Raw genomic sequence first — 20,698 nt, 5'->3', positions numbered from 1 at the left:
ACCGGTCTGCCCGCAGGTCGACCTGGCGGCGGCACCGGACGGGGGCCCCGGCGAGCCCGGCACGAGGTGTCGGGGCCGGCGGGGCTCCTGTCGGTGCGTCCGGGAACCGGTGGCCGTGCGCGCGCTCGAGGCGGTCAGCCGCCGGCCCAGGCGGTGACCGCGCCGGCACCCAGCCCGACAGCCAGGACGCCGACCGCCCCGGCGACGGCCGCACCAGTGGCCCACGGCGCCGGCGGGTCGCCGTCCTCGCCGTCCGCGGGCCGGAAGGCCTCGATCAGCCAGCGCAGGTAGTAGAAGAGGCTGACCACGGTGTTGACCGCGGCGACCACCACCAGCCAGGCCAGGCCGCCGTCCCAGGCCGCGGTGAACACCGTCAGCTTGCCGATGAACACCGCCGTCGGCGGGGTGCCGACCAGGCTGAGCAGGCCGACCACCAGCGCGGTCGCCAGCGCTGGGTGCCGGCGGCCGAGCCCGCGGAAGTCGGCGAGGCTGCGGGCGTCGGGGCGGGCGGCCAGCACGGCGAAGGCGGTCAGGTTGGTGACCGCGTAGCCGGCCAGGTAGGTCAGCAGCGCCGGCACCGCACCGGCCCCGGCGCCGACCACCGCGACCGGCATCAGCAGGTAGCCGACCTGGCTGACCGTCGACCAGCCCAGCAGCCGGCGGGCGTCGGTCTGGGTCAGCGCGGCCAGGTTGCCCAGCGTCATCGTCGCGGCGGCGAGCACGCCCATCAGCAGCGGCCACGGCAGGGAGTCCGGCAGCACGTGGACCAGCCGGGCGGCGGCGACGAGTGCCCCGACCTTGGGCACGGTGGTCAGGAACGCCGCGGCCGCGGTGCCCGCCCCCTGGGTGGCGTCGGGCACCCAGAAGTGCAGCGGCACCCCGCCGGCCTTGAACAGCAGCCCGGCGAGCACCCCGACCGCCCCGACGGCGACCGCCGCCACCGGCGCACCCGAGAGCCCGGCGCCCAGCTCGGGGTGGGCGGTGCTGCCGGCGATGCCGTAGAGCACGGTGACGCCCAGCAGCAGGAGGATCCCGGACAGCGCGCCGAGCAGGTAGGTCTTCAGCGCGGCCTCGGCGGCCCCCGCCGTCCGGGACATCCCGACCAGCGCGTACAGCGGGACGCTGGAGAGCAGGAAGCCGACGGCGAGCACCAGCAGGTCGTCGGTGGCCGCCAGCACCACCGCGCCCAGGCCGCCGAGCAGCAGCAGCGCGTATGTCTCGCTCTCCCGCACCTGCCCGGCGAGCTCCTCGACGCCCAGCCCGATCACGAGCAGCAGCGAGGCGACGACCACCAGCCGGGTGGCCGAGGTCGGGGTGTCCAGCACGAACGCCCCGAACACCGTCTCCGCCGGGGGGCCGAAGTCGCGACCTCGGCCCCCCGGGAAGGTCAGGGCGGTGGCCACGCCGGCACCGAGCAGTGCGGCCACCGCGACCAGGCGGGCTGCCCACTGGCGGTGCCGGGGGAGGAACGACCCGGTCAGCAGGGTCGCCACCGCACCGCCGAGCAGGAACAGCTCGGGGAGCAGGGCCAGGGGGTCCTGGCGCATCACCGGCGCGCCCCGCTCATCGGCTCACCAGGCCCACGACGGCCTCGGCGGCCGGCGCGATCAGGTCCAGCAGCGGCCATGGCGCGACGCCGATCGCCAGCGACAGCGCCAGCAGCGTCACCACCGGCACCACCTCGACGGCCCGGACGTCGGTGAAGCCGATCGACCGCCCGCCGGGAGCACCGGCCAGCATCAGCTGCACCGCCCGCAGGAACAGCGCGGCGGTGATCAGGATGCCGGGCAGCGCGACCGCCGCCCAGGCCGTCGCCCCGACGCTGCCGGCGAACACCTGGAACTCGGCGACGAAGCCGCTGAACGCCGGGATGCCCAGCGAGGCGAAGGCGGCCACCCCGAACAGCCCGGTGAACACCGGCCCGGTGCGGGCCAGGCCGCCGAACTCGCGCATCGCGTAGCTGCCGGTGCGGTCGTGCAGCACCCCGGCCAGCAGGAACAGCGCGCCGGTGGTGAGGCCGTGGCTGACCATCTGGGTCACCGCCCCGGTCACCGCCAGCTCGCGGGCCGCCGTCCCGGAGCCGGCCAGCCCGGCCGCGCCCACCGCGAGCACGACGTAGCCCATGTGGTTGATCGAGGTGTAGGCGATCATCCGCTTGACGTCGGTCTGTGCCAGCGCGACCAGCGCGCCGTAGAGCGCCGAGACCACGCCGACCGCGATCACCACCCAGGCCGCGGCCTGCCAGGCGTCGGGCAGCACCGGCATGGCGATCCGGACGAAGCCGTAGGTGCCCATCTTCAGCAGCACCGCGGCCAGCACCGCCGACCCGATCGCCGAGGCGTCGGTGTGCGCCGGGGGCAACCAGGTGTGGAACGGGACGGTCGGCGTCTTGATCGCCAGCCCCACCAGCAGCGCGGCCAGCACGAACCCGCCGGCCACCGGCGCGTCGGCCAGCGGGGCCGCGGCGACCAGCGTGGGGATGTCGAAGGTGTGCGGGTCGGCGGCCAGGAACAGCCCGATGAACCCCAGCAGCAGCGCCAGGCTGCCCAGGAACGTGTACAGGAAGAACTGCAGCGCCGACCGGCCGGCGTTGCGACCGGTGCCCCAGCCGGCGATCGCGGCGTACATCCCGACGATCGACAGGTCGAAGAAGACGAAGAACAGGATGAGGTCCTGCGCGGCGAACAGCCCGAGGCAGGTGGTCTGCAGCGCCAGGAACAGCGCGGCCAGCGCCCGCGGCCGGTGCTGCTCGCGCAGCCCGTAGACCGCGCAGGCGGCGAAGACGACGGCGGTCAGCGCCAGCAGCGGCAGCGACAGCCCGTCGACGCCGACGTGGTAGCTGCTGTCGACCGTCGGGATCCAGCGCACCTGCTGCTCGAACGCCAGCCCGCTCCCGGCCGGGGACTCGTAGGCCGCGCAGAGCCAGACGACCAGCGCCAGGTCGGCGAGGGTCGCCGCGATCCAGGCCCAGCGGGCCACCCGGTCGGGCACCGGCACGACGGCGAGCACGGCCGCGGCGGCCAGCGGCAGGAAGACGATCAGACTGAGCACGGGCTCACCTCACGGCCAGCAGGAGGGCCAGCGCGGCGGCGAGCACCACGGCGGCCTGGACGTAGTACTGGTGCACCCAGCCGGTCTGGGTGCGGCGGGCGAGCGCGCCGAGCCGGCGGGTGCCCGCGGCCAGCGACCGGACGGCGGCGTCCGGCCCGGCGTCGTCCGCCCGGGCGGTCGCGCCGGCCAGCCGCACCCCGGCCGCGACCGAGCCGCGCACCCCGCGGTCGAGCACGGAGTCGTCGAACCGGGCGGCGGTCCCGGCCGTGCGCAGTGCGCCGCGCCCGGCGCCGCGCACGACCCGGGCCAGCACCGCGTCGTCGAACCGGGCCAGCCCCTCGGCGAGCCCGAGCACCGGCCGGACGACGAGCACGGTGGTGAGCCGGGGGAGCCCGAGCCAGCCGGACAGCCAGCCGCCCAGCGGCCCCCAGGACAGGCCGCGCACCCGCCCCGACCCGGCCACCGCCACCCCCACCACCGCCACCAGGGAAGAGATGGCCATTTCTGCCCAGGAGGGGATGGGGGCGTCGTCCGCGCCGAGGAAGCGGCGCAGCGCGTCGCCCACCGGGGGGAGGGCGAGCAGGCCGAGGAGCGCGGCGCCGGCGGCGAGCACCACCAGCGGCGCCTGCTCCAGGACGCCGACCCGGCGGGTGCCCTGCTCCTCGGTGTCGTAGCCGGGGTCAGTGGGCAGCTGCTGCCAGACCAGCCAGAGCACCTTCCCGGCGTAGGCCGCCGACAGCGCGGCGCCCGCCAGCCCGACGAGGTACAGCGCCAGGGACTCGTGCCGGGCACCGGCGAGCACCGCGTCCTTCGTCGCCCACAGCGACAGCGGGACGACGCCGGCCAGCGCCAGCGCACCGACCGCGGCGCAGACCCCGACCAGGGGCCACCGCCGGGCCGCGCCGCGCAGGGCAGCGAGCTGCTTGGTGCCCAGCGCGCTCAGCCAGGCTCCGGCCACCAGGAACAGCAGCGCCTTGGTCGCGGCGTGCGCGACGAGGTGGGCGGTGCCGCCGGCGACCGAGCCGACCCCGGCGCCGAGCACCACGAAGCCGAGCTGGGCGGCGGTGGAGGCGGCGAGCAGCTGCTTGAGGTCGCGCTGAGCGACGGCGACCCCACCCAGCAGCAGCGCGGTCAGCGCGCCGACCCAGGCCGCCGTCGTCGCGCCCCAGCCGGTGGCCGCCAGCAGCGGTGCCATCCGCAGCAGCAGGTAGCCGCCCATCGCCACCATCGCCGCCGAGTGCAGCAGCGCACTGACCGGGCTCGGACCCTGCATCGCCGCGGACAGCCACGCGGTGAACGGCAGCTGCGCGGCCTTGCCGAGCGCGGCGACGAGCACCCCGGCGGCGGCCACGTGCAGCCACGGACCCTCGGCGGCCGCCAGCTCGTCCAGGGCCAACCCCGCGCCGCCGGCCAGCGCGGCGCCGGCGGCCAGGTACAGGCCGAGGTCGGCGGTGCGGGTGGTCAGGAACGCGTTCAGCCCAGCACCGACCCGGTGCTCCTCCTGCCACCGGAACCCGATCAGCGCGTAGGAGGTCGCGCCCATCACCTCCCAGGCGAACAGCAGCGCAGGCACCGTGGTCGCGGTGACGGTCACGACGACCGCCGCGGCGAACAGCAGCATCAACCCGGTGAACCGGGCGCGGGCGCCGGAGACGTCGCCGGCGGCGAAGACCAGCACCAGCAGGGTCACCGCGGCCACCGCCGGCAGCACCACCGCGGCCAGCGGGTCGACGGCCAGCCCGAACGCGGCGCCGGGCAAGAAGGGTGCGGTGGTGGCCGGCCGGTCCAGCGCCGTGACAACCGACAGCGCGAGCACCACCGCCGCCGTCCCGACGCCGACGCCGGGCGCAACCCGGTCGGCCCGCCGGCCGAGGACGCACAGCAGCGCGCCGACGACGGCAGGCAGCCCGGCCGTCGTCCAGAGCAGGCCGCTCACGCGCGCCCTCCCCGCACGCCCCCGCGCGCTTCATCGCGCGAAAGCCCGCGTGCTTCATCGCGCGAAAGCACGCGTGCTTCATCGCGCGAAAGCGTGCGTGCTTTCTTGCGTGGGAGCTGGCGTGCTCTCTGGCGCGGGAGTGCGCGTGGGGGTGCGGGGGCGCGGGTGGCAGCGGTCATCGGGACAGGTCCGTGGCCATGTCGGTCATGTCGGACTGCTTGGACCGGTGCAGCAGCGTGGCGACGGCGAAGCCCATCGCCATCTCCACGGTCATCGCGGTGATGACGACCAGCAGCAGCACCTGCCCGTCGGGGGCGGGGGAGAGGAACCACCAGAAGCCGGCGGCGGCCAGGATGACGCCGTTGAGCATCAGCTCCAGGCCCATCATCACCATCACCACGACCTGCTGGGAGATGGCGCCGTAGAGGCCGATGCTGAACAGCGCGGCGGCCACGAGCAGCACGGTCTGCAGCGTCACCGGTCGGCCCGCCCGCGGAGGTCGGCGCCCAGCCGGTCGTAGCGGCTGCGCGGCAGCGCGAGCACCAGGGCGGCCACGATCGTGGCGAAGAGGACCGGGGAGACGGTCAGCATCACCAGCATCTTCGACTCCATGACGGCCTCGCCCAGTGACGTCACCAGGTCGGCCGCCGGTGCGCCGCGGCGGGTGGGCCAGGGCACCAGCAGCGCGCCGGCGGCCAGCACGACGAAGGTGCCGATCGAGACCAGCAGTGCCGGGCGCTTGCCGTGCACCATGCTCATCGGCATGAGCGCCGGGTTCATCCCCATGAACATGATCATGTAGATGGCCATGATCGCCATCTCCATCACCATCATCAGCACGGTCATGACGCCGAGGAACTGCAGGTCCAGCAGCAGCAGCGACAGCCCGACGGCGACGAACGAGGCGGCCAGCGCGTAGGTGGCCCGGGCCATCGAGTCGACCCGGAAGACGGCGACCCCGGCGGCGACCGCGATCACCGCCAGCACCCAGAAGACGATCCCGCTCAGCACTGCCTCACCCCCGCACCACGACGACGACGGACACGACCAGCAGCTGCAGCAGCACCAGCGGCAGCACGACCAGCCAGGCCGGCACCGCCAGCCGCTCGGGCCGCACGACCGGCAGCCGGCGGCGCAGCGCGACCAGCACGGCCAGCAGCAGCCCGGTCTTGACCAGCACCCACAGCCAGGCGGGCAGCAGCGGGCCGTGCCCGCCACCCAGGAAGGCGGTCACGCCGAAGGCGGCGCCGGCGGTGAGCAGCGCGTACCGGCCGGCGGCGACCAGCCACCGGTCGACCCCGGCGGACTCGGCCAGCACCCCGCCGGCCGCCCCGCCGCCGAGCGCGGCACCGAACGGGCCCCACGCGGAGAAGGCGAGCACCCCGGCGCAGAAGACGGCGAAGGCCACCGGCATCCAGACCGCGAACCACAGGCCGGACTGGGCGGCCACCAGGTCGCCCAGCCGCAGGCTGCCGGCCGCCACCGCCGGGGTGGTGAGGGCGAACATCAACGGCAGCTCGTAGGAGAGCGCCTGGGCCAGGAACCGGTGCCCGCCCACCAGCGGGTGTACGCTGTTCGGCCCCCACCCGGCCAGCCACAGCGCCGCCCAGAGCAGCACGTCCATGGCGTTGAACCAGACGACGCCGACGGCCAGGTCCGCGACGGTCCACCGGCCGAACGGGACGACGGTGACCATCAGCAGCGCGGCGGTCAGCAGCCCGGCGCCGCCGATCCGCTGCAGCGGCAGGTCGGCGGCGACCGTGGTCCGCCGGCGCTGCCGGAACAGCCGGGCGGTCTCCGCGGCCGGGGTGAGCAGGCCGTCAGCCAGCGGGCGGCCACCCGCCCGGGCGGCCAGCCCGCCGTCCAGCGCCGCGGCGGCGGTGGCGACGGTGAGCAGGAGGGCGGCGGCCAGCGGCACCCAGCCGGCCGACACCTGGGTGACGGTCATGAGGCACTCGCCGGGACCGGCTCGCGGGCGGTGGTGTCCAGGTCGAGGCTGGCCACGACCAGCCGGGCGGTGGCCAGGTCCAGGCCGGTCACCAGGTCGGCGACCTGCCGCAGGGTGATCGGCTGCCCGTGTGCGGTGCCGGACAGCCAGTGCGCCAGCCGGTCGGCGGCGTCGCCCTCGGGCAGCACACCGACCCCTCGCAGCGACCAGCGCAGCAGCCGCGAACGGCGGATGCGGCGGGCCAGCCGCTCGGCCTCCCGTTCTCCGACCGCGCCGGTGAGGGCGGCGTCCCGGAGCCGGGCAGCCGCGGCGGCGGCGTCCGCCCAGCCGGCGAGCGCGAGCAGGGTGGCCACGGCGTCCCAGCGGCCGGCCGGGCTGCCGTGCAGCGACCCGCCGGCCGGCGGGTCAGCGGCGGGCTCGAGCACCTCGGCGTGGGCAGCGACGATGAGCTCACCCTGCACGGTGGTGTGCAGCAGCAGGCCGGCCGGCCAGTGGGGGAGCACCGGGCCGAGCGGCAGGTGCAGCACGTCCAGGTCGAGGCCGTCGGGGTCGGGGAGCTCCTCGTTCCCGGCGCTGCCCGCCAGCGGGATGCCACCGGGCATCGGCATGTCCATGTCGCCCATGTCCATGTCGCCCATGTCCATGCCGTCCATGTCGCCGTCGCCCATGTCGCCGTCGTCGCTGGCGCCGGTGGCCTCGTCAGGCCCGGGGCCCGCCCCGTCGTCCTGGTCGGTCTCGTCGTGGTCGACCGAGCCGGGGTGCGGGTCGTCCCAGGCAGGAGGAGCCGCCTCGGCTGCGTCGGCGTCAGGTGCGTCTGCGTCGTCCGCACCGACCGTCGTGTCGGTGGCCGGCACGCCTTGCGGGGGCTCGTCCGGGCGGGCACCGGCGTCGTGGCGCTGGGCTCCCTCGTCGGCGAGCTGGGTGGCGGCGTCGTCCAGTGCCGCTGCCGCGTCGGCCGGGTCGAGCACCTGCGCGCGGGCGCGCGGGCCGGGCAGCTGGGCCCAGACGAGGTCGAGGGCGACGGCGAACCGGGGGCCGGGGGTGCCGCAGACGACGAGCAGGTCGGCGTCGGCGGGCGAGTCGGCCAGGCGCCAGCCGCGCGACCGCACCTCCTGCTCCACGGCGCACCGGGCACGCGCCCAGCCCGGCACCTCGGCGACCAGCAGGGCGGTGCGGCGGGCGGCCAACCGTGCGATCAGACCCATTCCAGGGCCCCCTCGCGCCAGGCCCACAGCACCCCGGCCATCAGGACGCCGAGGAAGACGAACATCTCGACCACCGCGGAGACGCCGATCTGGGCGACCACCGTCGCCCACGGGTACATGTAGAGCATCTCCACGTCGAAGGCGAGGAACAGCAGGGTCAGCGGGTACCACCGGGCCTCGAACCGGGAGAGCGCGTGCTCGGCGGGCCGCCAGCCGGACAGGAACGGCAGCGTGGGGAGCGGTCGCACGGCCACCGAAGTCCGGCGGTGCACCAGGTACGCGGCGAGCACCCCACCCACCGCCACGGCGAGCATGAGCGCGAGGCTCAGGTGGGCCGTCACGTGGACCTCCCCTCGTGGCGGTGCGGCCGGTGGCTGGGCCGGGCAGCCGCATACCCGTGCGATCGTGCGGGTAACCGTAGCCATCGGTGGGCATCCCGCGGCGGTGTCCGATCACACCCACCCCGTGGACCCGGCCCGGGTCGCCGCTGCCCGCGCCCGGGTGCCCAGCCGGGACGACGCCGGCCAGCTCACCGCCGCGCTCAGCCTGCTCGCCGACCCCACGCGGGCCCGGGTGCTGTACGCCCTCGACCTGGTGGAGGAGCTCTGCGTCGGCGACCTGGCCCTGGCCCTGGACGCCACGGAGGACGCCGTCGGTTACGCGCTGCGGCTGCTGCGCACCGCGGGCTTCGTGGTCAGCCGCAAGGAGGGCCGGGTCGTCTACTACCGGCTGGCCGACGGCTTCCCCGAGCCGCTGCGCGAGCACTGCCTGCGCAGCCTGGTCGCGCTCACCCGGCGTCCGGCCGCCGACGGCTGACCGCGACGAGGGCCCGCCGGGCGAGCGGCGGGCCCTCGTCCACGCGGGTCAAGGCGCGATGACGGCCTTGGTCCAGCCGCTCTGCCGCTGGTCGAAGGTCTCGTAGGCCGCCAGCACCGTCGGCATGTCCTCGACCTGGGTGAGCACCGTCGAGGGGTCGATCGCACCGGTGCGCACCAGGTCGAGCAGGTGCGGGATGTACCGCCGGTGGTTGCAGTTGCCCATCTTGATGCTCAGGTTCTTGTTCATCGCCGCGCCGGTCGGGAACGCGGTCATCTGCGGCGGGTAGACGCCGATCACGCCGATGCTGCCGGCCTTGGCCACCGCCTGCACCGCCCACTCCAGCGACTGGCTGGGTGCGTCCCCCGCGACGTAGGTCTGCCCGTGCGGGTTCTGCTCCGGGGCCACCTGCGAGCGCTCGGCGTCGAACTGCTCCGCCTGCTGCGCGGCCTGCTCCGCCGCCGGGCCGGACTTCGGGCGCTGGGCGTCCACACCGACGGCGTCGATCACCCGGTCCACGCCGATCCCGCCGGTGAGCTCCTTGACGACCTCGACCGGGTCCTCGGCGTTGAAGTCGATCGCCTCCGCACCGCGGGCGCGGGCCTGGTCCAGCCGGCTGGCGATGCCGTCGACGACCAGCACCCGGCCGGCGCCCTGCTGGAAGGCGCTGGTCACCGCGAACAGGCCCACCGGCCCGGCGCCGAGCACCAGGACGGTGTCGCCGTCGGAGACGTCGGCCAGTCGCGCGCCGAACCAGGCGGTCGGGTAGATGTCCGACAGCAGGATCGCCGCGTCGTCGCTGACCTCGTCGGGCAGCCACACCGGGCCGACGTTGGCGTACGGGATGCGGGCGTACTGCGCCTGCAGGCCGTTCACCGGGCCGGTGGTCTGCGGGCCGCCGAAGAAGCAGGTGCCGGCCGCGCCGCCGTTGGGGTTGGCGTTGTCGCACTGGGCGTAGTACCCGGCGCGGCAGTAGGAGCAGTACCCGCAGCCGATGGTCGAGGGGATGACCACCCGGTCACCGGGGCGCAGGTTGCGCACCCCGGGGCCGGTCTCGCGCACCACGCCGACGGCCTCGTGGCCGAGGATCGTGCCCTCGACCATGCCGGGCATCGTGCCGCGGACGAAGTGCAGGTCGGTGCCGCAGATGCCGCTGGCGGTCACCTCGATGACGGCGTCCGTCGGGTCCTGGATCTGGGGGTCGGGGACGTCGTCGAGCCGGATGTCCCCGACGCCGTGCCACACCACTGCCTTCATGTCTCTCCTCCTGGGTCGATGAGCCGTCCGGCCGGCCTGCGGGCCGTGGGCCGGACGGGTGTGCCTCGGGCCCGCCGTCGCCGTCCCGGGGTCGGCGGGGCGCGACGGCGGGTCGTGCGTCAGGCGCCGGGCTTGAGCAGCACCTTGGTCCAGCCGTCGTCCCGGTTGTCGAAGTTGCGGTAGCCCTCGACCGCCTGGTCCAGGCTGAGCTCGTGGCTGGTGATCCAGCCCGGGTTCGCCTTGCCCTCGATGATCAGGTCGCGCAGCTGCCGGTTGTAGCGCTTGACCGGCGCCTGGCCGGTGCCCATCGACTGGCCCTTGGTGAAGAAGGTGCCGAACTGCCAGGGGATGCGCCCCTCCTTGGCCAGGTCGGACGACGCGCCGGGGTCCGAGGGCATGTAGACGCCGACGACACCGAGCCCGCCGGTGGAGCGCACCACCTGGGCCAGGTTGTCCAGCACCAGCTCGGGGTGCTCCTCGCCGGAGTGGTCGTGCGCCTGGTAGCCCACGGCCTCGACGCCGCGGTCGACACCACGCCCGCCGGTGGCGTCGAGGATCTGCTGCACCGGGTCGCCGGCGCTGAAGTCGACCGGCGTGGCGCCGTACTTCTCGGCCAGCGCGAGCCGGTCGGTCTCCTTGTCGACCACGAACACCTGCGAGGCGCCGCGGATCATCGCGCTGTGCGCGGCCATCAGGCCGACCGGGCCGGCGCCGAACACCGCCACCCGGTCGCCGACCTGGAAGCCGGAGAGCTCCACGCCGTGCCAGCCGGTCGGGAAGATGTCCGAGAGCATCGTGAAGTCGTTCTCGTGCTCGGTGCCCTCGGGCAGCTCGAGCAGGTTGAAGTCGGCCCACGGCACCCGCAGGAAATCGGCCTGGCCGCCGTCGTAGGGGCCCATGTTGGCGTAGCCGTAGGCCGCGCCGTCCATGCCCTCGGTGGGGTTGGCGCGCAGGCAGAACGACGTCCAGCCGTCGGTGCAGTTGCGGCAGGAGCCGCAGGCGATGTTGAACGGCACGGAGACCCGGTCGCCGACCTTGATCCGGTCGACGCCGTCGCCGACCGCCTCGACGATGCCCATGTTCTCGTGGCCGAGGACCTTGCCCTCCTCGACGGAGGTGCGGCCCTCGTACATGTGCAGGTCCGAGCCGCAGATGTTGGTGGTGGTGAGCCGGATGACAGCGTCGGTCGGCGCCTGGATGGTCGGGTCGGGGCGCTCCTCGACGGCGACGTTCTTCGGTCCGCGGTAGATGACGGCCTTCATCGGGTTCCTCTCGCTGGGGGACGGCCGGCACCGGGACGCGAGGCGTCGGGGTGCGGCGGTGGGAGTCGGCGCCGGTGCGGGGCGGCCGCTGCTGAGCAGCCCGGGATCGGTGGCGCGACACCGACCACCTACCCGGGCACCCGGCCGGTATGCAGCCCGGCGCATCCCGGTCGGGGCGGAGGTGATCTCCGCCGACGTCCGGGTAGGGGTGCGCGGTCACCGCCCGACCCAGCCCCCGGAGTCGCCCCCATGCCCGCAGCCCCCGACCGGCTCCCGCGTGTGCCACCGGCACGGACCGTCGACGCGCGCCGGTCGCGGGGCTGAGCGCGGTGGACGCCCTCGCGCTCTTCGGGCTCCTGCTGCTGGGGGTCGTGGTGCTCACCCCGGTCGCCGACCGGATCGGGGTGCCCCAGCCGGTGCTGCTCACCGTCTACGGACTGGCCCTGGGTGCCCTCCCGGTGGTGCCGGCCCCCGACCTGCCGCCGGAGCTGATCCTGCCGCTGGTGCTGCCGCCGTTGCTGTTCGCCACCACGCAGTCGACGTCGCTCCGCGAGCTGCGTGAGGCGGCCCGCCCCATCCTCGGCCTGGCCGTGGCGCTGACCCTGGTGACGGCGGCCGTGGTCGCCGTCGTCGGGCACGCCCTCGGGCTGCCGTGGGCGGTGGCGATCGTGCTGGGCGGGATCGTCGCCCCGCCCGACCCGGTGGCGGCCACGGCCGTCGCCAAGCGGCTCAACCTGCCGCCCCGGCTGGTCACCGTGCTCGAGGGCGAGGGGCTGTTCAACGACGCCACGGCGCTGGTGGTCTACCAGCTCTCGGTGATGGCCGTGGTGGCCGGCGGTGTCTCGGTGGCGGAGGTCGGCTGGGGGCTGGCGACCGCCGTCGTCGGTGGCACCGCGATCGGGCTGGCCGGTGGGTGGCTGGCGCGCCGGGCCCTCGGCTGGCTGGACGACGCGGCGACCGAGACCACCGTGACCCTCGCCGTCCCGTTCGGGATGTACCTGCTCGCCGAGCACGTCGGTGCCTCCGGCGTGCTGGCGGTGCTCGCCGCCGGGCTCTACCTGCGGACGGCGGCGACGAGCGAGATCACCTCGGCGGGCTGGGTGCTGGGCCGGCAGGTCTGGCAGTACGTGGAGTTCGCGGTCAGCGGGCTGCTCTTCGGCTTCCTCGGCGTGGAGCTGATCAGCGTGCTGGGCACCACCGAGCTGTTCGACGACGGGCAGACGCTGCTCGTCGCGGCCGCGGTGACCGCGGCACTGGTGGGGGTGCGGGCGGCGGCGATGTTCCTGGCCTCCGGACTGGCCGGGCGCCGCGCCCGCCGGGCCGGCTCGGCCACGCCCTACGGCTGGCGGGAGTCGACCGTCGCCTCCTGGGCGGGCATGCGCGGGGTGGTCACCGTCGCGACCGCGCTGGCGCTGCCGGCCACCATCGACACCGGTGGCTCCTTCCCGGCGCGGGAGGAGGTCGTGCTCGTCTCGCTGCTGGTCGTCGTGGTGACCCTGGTGCTGCAGGGCCTCACCCTCGCACCGCTGATCCGCCGGCTGGGCGTGGCCACCGACTCCGACGTCCCGGCCGACGTGCGGCGGCTGCACCGGGTGGTCACCGAGGCGGCACTGGACGCGATCCGCGGCGCCCAGGACGTCCCCGACGACGTGCGGGCCGCGGTGCTGCGGCAGTACGAGGCACGGCTCGGCTACCGGCAGGACGTCGAGGAGCTGGTCGACGAGCGCGGCCAGGGGCGTGGTGCCCCGCTGCGCGACCTGCTCGCCCGGGCCACCGAGGCCGAGCGGGAGGCGGTGCTGGAGGCCCGCCGCCGCGGACAGGCGAGCCCCGCCGCTGCCGACGACGTGCTGTTCGACGTCGAGGCACGGGCCATGCGGTACGGCTCCTGACCCGGTCGGGGCGGCTCAGCCCTCCCGCGCGCCCAGCGCTCAGCCCTCTCGCGCGCCCAGCGCGACGGTGAGCGCCAGCACCGTCCGCGGGTCGTCCAGCCGGTCGCCGTAGAGGTCGCGCAGCTGGCCCATCCGGTAGCGCACGGTCTGCGGGTGCACGAACAGCTCGGCGGCCACCTGCTCGCGGCGGCCGTGGTGCAGCACCCAGGAGCGCAGCGTCGCGGTGAGCTTCTCCCGCACGGCCGGGCTCACCGCCTCCAGCGGCGCCAGGACGGCGGCCCGCAGGTCGGCCAGCGCCTCCTCGTCGGCGCGCAGCACCAGGTCGGGCAGCCGCTGCTCGGTGTCCAGCGGGGCCGTCTCGTCGGGGGTGAACCCGAGCTCGAGCACCCGCAGCGCCCGGGCGTAGGAGACGGCGACCGCCGACCACGGCCGGGGTGGGCCGACCACGGCGGCCCGCCCGTCGAGCGCGCGCAGCAGCCCGGGCCGCGCGCCGCCGCCGGCATCGGGCACCAGCAGCACGGTGAGCCCGCTCGCCGGGTCCAGGCCCGGCGGGTCGTCGTCCACCTGCAGGGTGCGGGCGTCGAGCAGGGCGAGTGCGCCGCGGGCGCGGGCCTGGGGGAGCAGGACGGCGGTGAGCGTGCGGGGCGGGGGCCAGCCGGCCCGCTCGGCGGCCGCGGTCAGGTCGTGCAGCGGCCGGGCGGCCAGCAGCAGCGCGCCCAGCCGCTCGCGGTGGTGCCGGCGCACCCGGCCGGTGGTCTCCAGCTCGTCGGTGTGACCGGCCACGCTGGAGGCCGACAGCTGGTCGATGTAGGCGAACACCAGCTCGGCGAAGCGGGCCAGCGACGCCACGGACAACCCGGCGGCCACCGCGGTGTCGCTCATGTGCCGCCAGGACACCCGGGCGCCGACCCGGTAGGCGGCCAGCAGCGCGTCCATCGACCTGCCACTGCGGGCCTCGCCGCGGCCCAGGGCGTAGGCACCCTCCAGCGCCGGGCCGATCGGCCGGCTGGCGTCGGCGCCGTCTGCGGTGGTGGCCAGCTCCAGGAAGCCGCCGAGGGCCAGCTGCACCGCGTTGGTGATCGCCCGGCCCATCTCGCCGGAGAAGGCGTCGGCGTAGTCGGTGACCTCCACGACGATGCTGGCCACCGTCTGCTCGGCGACCGCCGGCAGCTGGGCACGCATCGCGGCGACCACGGTCGGCGGGAAGATCACCTCGGCGCCCACGGCTCCTCCATCCGGTTGTTCGCAGGGAACAGAAGCTACCGGCCGATTCACGTCGTGAGCACAGGTGTTCACCCCCACGGTGGGGAAGACTTCACATCATGACCACCACCGTCCCGCGCCCGGGCCCGGGCCGCCCGGTCCTCCGTGCGCTGCGCGACCGGGTGCTCAAGGCCGCCGAACTGGTCACCACCCCGCTGCTGCCGGTGGACTACCTCGACCTGATCGACCCGCTCCGCTCCGGTGCCGCGCTGCGCGGCCGGATCGAGGCCGTGCACCACGAGACCCGCGACGCCGCCACCATCGTGATCCGCCCCGGCCGCGACTGGCTGCCGCACACCCCGGGCCAGTACGTCCGGATCGGCATCGACGTCGAGGGCGTGCGCCAGTGGCGCGCCTACTCGATCACCTCGGTGCTCGGCCGCGCCGACGGCTGCTTCACCATCACCGTGAAGGCCATCCCCGACGGCAAGGTCAGCAACCACCTGGTGCACCGGGTGCAGCCGGGCACGATCGTGCAGCTGGACCAGGCGACCGGGGAGTTCGTGCTCCCCGAGCAGCGTCCGGCCAAGGCCCTGTTCGTCACCGCCGGCTCCGGCATCACGCCCGTGATGGGGATCCTGCGCAACTCCGTGCACGAGCACGAGGACGTCGTCGTGGTGCACTCCGCGCCGACGGCCGAGGACGTCATCTTCGGCGCCGAGCTGCGCGAGCTGCACCGCACTGGCGCGATCCGGCTGGTCGAGCGGCACACCGCCACCGACGGGCTGCTCGACACCGCCGTGCTCGCCGGCATGGTCCCCGACCTGGCCGAGCGCTCGACCTGGGCGTGCGGGCCGGTCGGCCTGCTCGAGGCGCTCGAGCAGTACTGGGCCGACGCCGGGATCGCCGACCGGCTCTACACCGAGCGCTTCCGGCCCCGGGTGCTGGTCACCGGCGAGGGCGGCACCGTCAGCTTCGGGAGGTCCGGCCGGGAGATCGAGGTCGACGGCTCGACCCCGATCCTGGACGCCGCCGAGGAGGCCGGGCTGCTCATGCCCAGCGGCTGCCGGATGGGCATCTGCTACGGCTGCGTGCTGCCGCTGCGCGAGGGCGCCGTCCGCGACCTGCGCAACGGGGAGCTGACCACCGCCGCCCCCGGCGACGGCGTCCTGATCCAGACCTGCATCAGCGCCGCCGCCGGCGCCTGCGACATCGACCACTGACCCCCGTACCCGAGCTGAGGAGCCGCACGTGACCGTCCTGCAGAAGAAGCCCGACAACCCGATCGCCCACCTGTCCGAGGCCGACATCGAGGCCATCGGCTTCGAGCTCGACGCCATCCGGCAGAGCGTGATGGACAGCCGCGGGGAGGCCGACGCCGCCTACATCCGCCGGGTCATCGACGTGCAGCGCAAGCTCGAGCTGGGCAGCCGCGCCGTCCTGCTGTTCTCGAAGTTCCCGCCGGCCTGGGTGCTGGGCACCGCCGGGCTCTCGATCGCCAAGATCCTGGAGAACATGGAGATCGGGCACAACATCCTGCACGGCCAGTGGGACTGGATGCGCGACCCGAAGATCCACTCCACGACCTGGGAGTGGGACATGGCCAGCCCGGCCGAGCAGTGGAAGCACTCGCACAACGAGCTGCACCACACGTACACGAACGTGATCGGCAAGGACAACGACCTCGGCTACGGCATCATGCGCGTCGACGAGGACCAGAAGTGGGTGCCGCTGTACCTGCTGCAGCCGGTCTGGAACTTCATCAACGCCTGCTTCTTCGAGTACGGCATCGCCGCCTACGACCTGGAGCTGGGCAAGAACCTGGCGACCAAGGAGCGACGGTCGAACCCGGCGTTCCGCGCGGCCGGCAAGCAGGTGCTGAAGAAGATCCGCAAGCAGATGACCAAGGACTACGTCGTCCACCCGGCGCTGTCGGGCCCGTCGTTCCTGCCGACCCTGGCGGCGAACTTCACCGCCAACGTGGTGCGCAACCTGTGGTCGCACTCGGTGATCATGTGCGGGCACTTCCCGGAGGGCGTGGAGACCTTCGAGAAGAAGTCGATCGACGGGGAGACCCGCGGTGAGTGGTACCTGCGCCAGATGCTCGGCTCGGCCAACATCTCCGGCAGCAAGGCCATGCACGTCATGACCGGCAACCTGTCCCACCAGGTGGAGCACCACCTGTTCCCGGACCTGCCGAGCAACCGGTACGCCGAGATCGCACCGAAGATCGAGGACCTCTTCCGCCGCTACGGCCTGCGGTACCACACCGCGTCGCTGCCGCGTCAGGTCGCGTCGGCCTGGCACAAGGTCATCCGGCTCTCGCTGCCCAACGGCTGGCTGGCCCAGACCACCCCGGCCAACGCCCCGGCCCAGGTCGTCAAGCTCTACAAGATGACCACCGGTGGGCCGAAGGTCCGCCGTCAGCTGCAGGCCGCCTGACCCAGCACCCCGCACCACGCACGAGGCCCGCCAGGAGATCTCCTGGCGGGCCTCGTGCGCTCCGGCGGTGGGTCAGCCGGCGGAGGGGTGCGGCTTCACCGCCAGGACCGGACGGTCGGCGTCCAGCAGGATCCGCTGGGCGCTGCTGCCCATCAGCAGCTTGCCGACCGGTGACCGGCGGCGCAGGCCGATGACGATCACCGAGGCGTCGGCCTCCTCGGCCACCCGGAGGACGGCGTCGGCGAGGTCGCCGGTGTGCGGGGTCTGCCGCAGTTCCAGGGCGACGCCGTCGGCCTGGGCGCGGGCGGTGAGTGCGTCCACGAGCTCCGGCGGGGCGACGTCGGCGCTGACCGGCGCGCCGCCGCGGGGGCTGTTGAGCACCAGCAGGTCCTCGCCGCGGCGACGGGCCTCGGTGAGGCCGGCGGCGAAGGCCGCCTCACCCTCGGGGGTGGGCAGGAAACCGACGAGGACGGTCACACGAGCTCCTTGGGGGTGGTGGTGTCGGTGCGGTCGTCGGAGCCGCTCCGGCGCCGGGCCAGGACTCCGCGGGCCAGCGGCAGCAGGGCGACGACCAGGAAGACCACGAGGAGTGTGCCGGAGATCGGCCGGGTGAAGAAACCGGTGGCATCGCCCTCGAAGATCAGCAGCGAGCGGCGCAGCGAGTCCTCCAGCAGCGAGCCGAGGACGAAGGCGAGCACCAGCGGGCCGGGGTCGAAGCCGAGCTTCTTCATCAGGTAGCCCAGGACGCCGAAGACGACCACCAGCATGATGTCGAAGACGCTGTTGCTGACGGTGTAGGCGCCGACCAGGGTGATCAGCACGGTGATCGGGGCCAGCACGGTGGCCCGGACCCGGAGGATCCGGACGAACAGGCCCACCAGCGGGATGCTCATGACCAGCAACAGGATGTTGCCGATGTACATCGAGTTGATCACGCCCCAGAACAGCTCGGGCTCCTGGGTGACCAGTTGCGGGCCGGGGCGCACACCCTGGATGAGCAGGGCGCCGAAGATGACCGCCATCGTCGCGTTGGCCGGGATGCCCAGGGTGAGCAGCGGGATGAAGGACGACGTGGCGGCGGCGTTGTTCGCCGTCTCCGGCGCCGCCACGCCCTCCACGGCGCCCTGACCGAACCGCGACGGGTCCTTGGCCCGGCGCTTCTCCACCGCGTAGGCGGCCAGCGACGACAGCACGGCGCCACCGCCGGGGAGGATGCCGAGCACGAAGCCGATCACCGAGCCGCGGCCGATCGCGCCGGAGGACTGGCGGAGGTCGGTGCGCGAGGGCCAGACGTTGGCCACCGCGGCCGGGGCCTGCACCTTCCGGTGCCGCTCCTCCAGGTTGTAGAGGATCTCGCCGAGGCCGAACAGGCCCATGGCGATCGGCACGAAGTCCAGGCCGTCGGCGAGCTGCAGGCTGTCGAAGGTGAACCGCTCGGCGCTGGTGAAGCCGTCGCGGCCGACCGTGGCCAGCAGCAGGCCGATGCAGGCGGCGATCACGGCCTTGAGCCGGTCGCCGCTGCTGACCGTGGAGACGAGCAGGATGCCCAGCAGGGCCAGCGCGGTGTACTCCGGCGGGCCGAAGTCGAGGGCGAAGCCGGCGACCAGCGGTGCGACCAGGGACAGCGCGACGATCGAGACGGTGCCGCCGACGAACGAGCCGATCGCGGCGATGCCCAGCGCGGTGCCGGCCCGGCCCTGGCGGGCGAGCGCGTGGCCGTCGAAGACGGTGACCACCGAGGAGGCCTCACCGGGCAGCCGCAGCAGCACCGAGGTGATCGTGCCGCCGTACTGGGCGCCGTAGAAGATGCCGGCCAGCATGATGATCGCGGTCACCGGCTCGATGCCGATGGTGAGCGGCAGCAGGATGGCGATCGTCGCCGCCGGGCCCAGGCCGGGCAGCACGCCGATCAGCATGCCGATGACCACGCCGAAGAGGCAGTACAGCAGGTTGGTCGGTTCCAGGACGACGCCGAAGCCGTCGATCACCGGGGCGAGGTCCACGGACGCTCCTAGAAGAGGTGCGGGATCGGGACGGAGAGTGCCGCCACGAACAGGAGGTAGAAGGCGACCACCACGGCCAGGCTCGTGATGATCGACAGGCGCCAGCTCTCGTGTCCCAGCACGCGCAGCCAGACGAAGGCCAGCAGTGCCGCGGGGATCTCGAAGCCGATGACGTTGATCAGCGCCACGAAGACGGCCATCGTCACCAGGCCCGCGAGCACCTGCCAGCTGGCGACGGTGAAGCGTTCGGCGTCGCTGGTCCGCCGGGCGGTGGCGAACAGCCCCAGGCCCAGCAGCACGATCACGCCGCTGACCAGCAGCGGGAAGGTGCCGGCGGCGGGGCGCTGCGCCGTCCCGCCGCCGAGGGCCAGCGAGCCGGCGAAGGCGGCGACGCCGAGGGCGACGACGACGGCGGCGACCAGCAGGTTGGTCGTCGTACCGGCGGCCGGCGGGCGGTCCTCGGCCTCGGCCTCCACCTCGTGGACGGCGTCGGTCAGCTCGGTGTCGGTGGAGGGGAGCGGTGCCCGGCCCCCGGCCGGGCCGGCCCCGGCGGTCTCGCGACCGCCGGGGCTGCCCAGGGCGTGCGCCCCGTGGTGCGGAGAGGTCACGCGTCGCCGCCGAGGTCGATGCCGTACTCGTCGACCACCGCCTGGTACTCCTCCAGGTTGGTGTTCCAGCGCTCGCGCAGCTCCTCACCGTCGATCTCGTTCGGGGTGAGCTGGTTGTCCTCGTTGAACTGCTGGTAGCTCTCGGACTCGAACGCGGCCTGGAACGCCGAGCGCAGGGTCTCCAGCACCTCGTCGGGAGTGCCCTGCGGCGCGAAGACGGCGCGGGACTGCTGGACGGGCACGTCGTAGCCGGCCTCCACGGCGGTGGGGGTGTCCGGGAGGTAGGAGGGGCGCTCCTCGGCGAAGGTGACGATCGGGGTCAGCTCCCCGGCCTCGATCTGCTCGATCGCCTCGCCCAGCTGGATGGAACCGACGTCGACCTGACCACCGAGGACGGCGGTGAGGGTGGGCGAGCCGCCGTCGAAGGGCACCGCGGTGGCGTCGATGCCGGCCTGGGCGAACAGCAGCTCCTGGGAGAGCTGGCTGCCGGTGCCCACGCCGGTGGTGCCGAAGGTGATCGGCCGGCCGGCGGCGGCGAGGTCCTCGACGGTGGCGAACCCGGAGTCCGGCGCGGTGACGAGCACGTAGTCGTCCTGGCTGATGCCGGTGACGATCTCGTAGTCGTCGATCGACACGGCCTCGTCCTCGGGCACGGCCAGCGGGGTGATGTAGGCCAGGCTGCCGTTGTAGATCATCAGGGTGTGGCCGTCGGGGTCCTCGCCGGCCAGCTCCTGGGCGGCGAGCGCACCGTTGGCGCCGGGCCGGTTCTCCACCGTGACCGGGACGCCGAGCTCGTCGGTGGCGCCGTCGGCCAGCGCCCGGGCGATCAGGTCGGTGCTGCCGCCCGGGTCCTGGCCGACCAGGATCGTGATCGGGTCGCCGCCGGGGAAGTCCGCCGCGTCGGCGTCGGAGCCGCCACCGACGTTGCCGCCGCATGCCGCGACGGAGAAGGTCAGGGCCAGGCCGAGGCCGGTCACCGTCCACCGGCGTGCGCCGAGGGTCCTGGTCATGTGGTTCTCCTCTTCGAGAAGCCGGCGTTCCGGCAACAGGTGCTGTGAGGGGGGTCACGCACCGGGAC

General features: G+C 74.3%; 19 protein-coding genes. 4 read left to right on the top strand and 15 right to left on the bottom strand.

All coding sequences use genetic code 11. From position 1 onward, the window contains the following. Nucleotides 1-134 precede the first annotated feature (134 nt). From ACJTNH_RS08030 to ACJTNH_RS07995, 8 genes are all read right to left on the bottom strand, one after another. Nucleotides 135-1,547: an NADH-quinone oxidoreductase subunit N gene (locus ACJTNH_RS08030; RefSeq protein ID WP_458174389.1), complete on the bottom strand. Its 1,413-nt coding sequence runs from the start codon at nucleotides 1,545-1,547 to the stop codon at nucleotides 135-137. A gap of 16 nt (nucleotides 1,548-1,563) precedes the next feature. Beyond that, nucleotides 1,564-3,051: a complex I subunit 4 family protein gene (locus ACJTNH_RS08025; protein ID WP_458174387.1), complete on the bottom strand. Its 1,488-nt coding sequence runs from the start codon at nucleotides 3,049-3,051 to the stop codon at nucleotides 1,564-1,566. Nucleotides 3,052-3,055: 4 nt separating this feature from the next. Continuing rightward, nucleotides 3,056-4,987, bottom strand: coding sequence for a proton-conducting transporter transmembrane domain-containing protein (locus ACJTNH_RS08020; RefSeq protein WP_458174385.1), 1,932 nt, complete (start codon nucleotides 4,985-4,987; stop codon nucleotides 3,056-3,058). A 175-nt stretch (nucleotides 4,988-5,162) separates the two neighbouring features. Beyond that, nucleotides 5,163-5,465 (bottom strand): NADH-quinone oxidoreductase subunit NuoK, encoded by a 303-nt coding sequence (locus tag ACJTNH_RS08015; RefSeq protein WP_458174383.1) that lies wholly within the window; start codon nucleotides 5,463-5,465, stop codon nucleotides 5,163-5,165. Then, nucleotides 5,462-5,998 carry an NADH-quinone oxidoreductase subunit J gene (locus ACJTNH_RS08010; RefSeq protein ID WP_458174380.1) on the bottom strand — a complete coding sequence of 179 codons (537 nt, stop codon included), beginning with the start codon at nucleotides 5,996-5,998 and terminating at the stop codon, nucleotides 5,462-5,464. Before ACJTNH_RS08010 ends, ACJTNH_RS08015 begins: the two co-directional genes overlap by 4 nt. Nucleotides 5,999-6,002: 4 nt before the next feature. Beyond that, a complete protein-coding gene (locus ACJTNH_RS08005) occupies nucleotides 6,003-6,935 on the bottom strand; it encodes an NADH-quinone oxidoreductase subunit H (protein ID WP_458174376.1) in 933 nt (310 codons plus the stop codon). Then, the gene (locus tag ACJTNH_RS08000) at nucleotides 6,932-8,140 is read right to left on the bottom strand and encodes a hypothetical protein (protein WP_458174374.1); all 1,209 of its coding nucleotides are present in this window, start codon (nucleotides 8,138-8,140) and stop codon (nucleotides 6,932-6,934) included. The genes ACJTNH_RS08005 and ACJTNH_RS08000 overlap by 4 nt, the downstream gene beginning before the upstream one ends. Then, complete coding sequence (locus tag ACJTNH_RS07995; RefSeq protein WP_299951400.1) at nucleotides 8,131-8,481, bottom strand: NADH-quinone oxidoreductase subunit A; 351 nt, start codon at nucleotides 8,479-8,481, stop codon at nucleotides 8,131-8,133. Before ACJTNH_RS07995 ends, ACJTNH_RS08000 begins: the two co-directional genes overlap by 10 nt. Nucleotides 8,482-8,584: 103 nt before the next feature. On the opposite strand from ACJTNH_RS07995, the gene ACJTNH_RS07990 reads away from it, so the two are divergent. Beyond that, nucleotides 8,585-8,956 (top strand): ArsR/SmtB family transcription factor, encoded by a 372-nt coding sequence (locus ACJTNH_RS07990; protein WP_458174372.1) that lies wholly within the window; start codon nucleotides 8,585-8,587, stop codon nucleotides 8,954-8,956. Nucleotides 8,957-9,004: 48 nt separating this feature from the next. On the opposite strand, the gene ACJTNH_RS07985 is transcribed toward ACJTNH_RS07990, so the two are convergent. Together ACJTNH_RS07985 and ACJTNH_RS07980 are read right to left on the bottom strand one after the other, a co-directional pair. Continuing rightward, entirely contained in the window at nucleotides 9,005-10,213 is a 1,209-nt protein-coding gene (locus tag ACJTNH_RS07985) for a zinc-dependent alcohol dehydrogenase (protein WP_458174370.1), read from the bottom strand. Nucleotides 10,214-10,332: 119 nt separating this feature from the next. Next, entirely contained in the window at nucleotides 10,333-11,475 is a 1,143-nt protein-coding gene (locus tag ACJTNH_RS07980) for a glutathione-independent formaldehyde dehydrogenase (protein ID WP_458174368.1), read from the bottom strand. A gap of 329 nt (nucleotides 11,476-11,804) precedes the next feature. On the opposite strand from ACJTNH_RS07980, the gene ACJTNH_RS07975 reads away from it, so the two are divergent. Next, complete coding sequence (locus tag ACJTNH_RS07975; protein WP_458174366.1) at nucleotides 11,805-13,364, top strand: Na+/H+ antiporter; 1,560 nt, start codon at nucleotides 11,805-11,807, stop codon at nucleotides 13,362-13,364. Nucleotides 13,365-13,403: 39 nt separating this feature from the next. On the opposite strand, the gene ACJTNH_RS07970 is transcribed toward ACJTNH_RS07975, so the two are convergent. Next, entirely contained in the window at nucleotides 13,404-14,588 is a 1,185-nt protein-coding gene (locus ACJTNH_RS07970) for a PucR family transcriptional regulator (RefSeq protein WP_458174364.1), read from the bottom strand. 98 nt (nucleotides 14,589-14,686) lie between these two features. Here ACJTNH_RS07970 and ACJTNH_RS07965 point away from each other — a divergent pair, with 98 nt between their 5' ends. Both ACJTNH_RS07965 and ACJTNH_RS07960 read left to right on the top strand, forming a co-directional pair. Beyond that, the gene (locus ACJTNH_RS07965; protein WP_458174362.1) at nucleotides 14,687-15,790 is read left to right on the top strand and encodes a ferredoxin reductase; all 1,104 of its coding nucleotides are present in this window, start codon (nucleotides 14,687-14,689) and stop codon (nucleotides 15,788-15,790) included. Nucleotides 15,791-15,818: 28 nt separating this feature from the next. After that, nucleotides 15,819-17,009: a fatty acid desaturase family protein gene (locus tag ACJTNH_RS07960; protein WP_458174360.1), complete on the top strand. Its 1,191-nt coding sequence runs from the start codon at nucleotides 15,819-15,821 to the stop codon at nucleotides 17,007-17,009. 72 nt (nucleotides 17,010-17,081) lie between these two features. Here the strand turns inward: ACJTNH_RS07960 and ACJTNH_RS07955 are convergent, their stop codons facing one another. From ACJTNH_RS07955 to ACJTNH_RS07940, 4 genes are read right to left on the bottom strand one after another with little or no spacing between them, the layout of a single operon-like run. Next, nucleotides 17,082-17,486: a universal stress protein gene (locus ACJTNH_RS07955; RefSeq protein WP_458174351.1), complete on the bottom strand. Its 405-nt coding sequence runs from the start codon at nucleotides 17,484-17,486 to the stop codon at nucleotides 17,082-17,084. Further along, on the bottom strand, nucleotides 17,483-19,012 hold the full coding sequence (locus ACJTNH_RS07950) for a tripartite tricarboxylate transporter permease (RefSeq protein WP_458174349.1): 1,530 nt from the start codon (nucleotides 19,010-19,012) through the stop codon (nucleotides 17,483-17,485). Before ACJTNH_RS07950 ends, ACJTNH_RS07955 begins: the two co-directional genes overlap by 4 nt. Nucleotides 19,013-19,020: 8 nt before the next feature. Then, nucleotides 19,021-19,620, bottom strand: a complete 600-nt coding sequence (locus ACJTNH_RS07945; RefSeq protein WP_458174347.1) for a tripartite tricarboxylate transporter TctB family protein — start codon at nucleotides 19,618-19,620, stop codon at nucleotides 19,021-19,023. Further along, on the bottom strand, nucleotides 19,617-20,630 hold the full coding sequence (locus ACJTNH_RS07940; RefSeq protein WP_458174345.1) for a Bug family tripartite tricarboxylate transporter substrate binding protein: 1,014 nt from the start codon (nucleotides 20,628-20,630) through the stop codon (nucleotides 19,617-19,619). Before ACJTNH_RS07940 ends, ACJTNH_RS07945 begins: the two co-directional genes overlap by 4 nt. Nucleotides 20,631-20,698 lie beyond the last annotated feature (68 nt).

Source organism: Modestobacter lacusdianchii (genome assembly GCF_054177765.1).
Note: the sequence above shows the minus strand (reverse complement) of the source record. Positions and strands in the feature narration are given on the sequence as shown.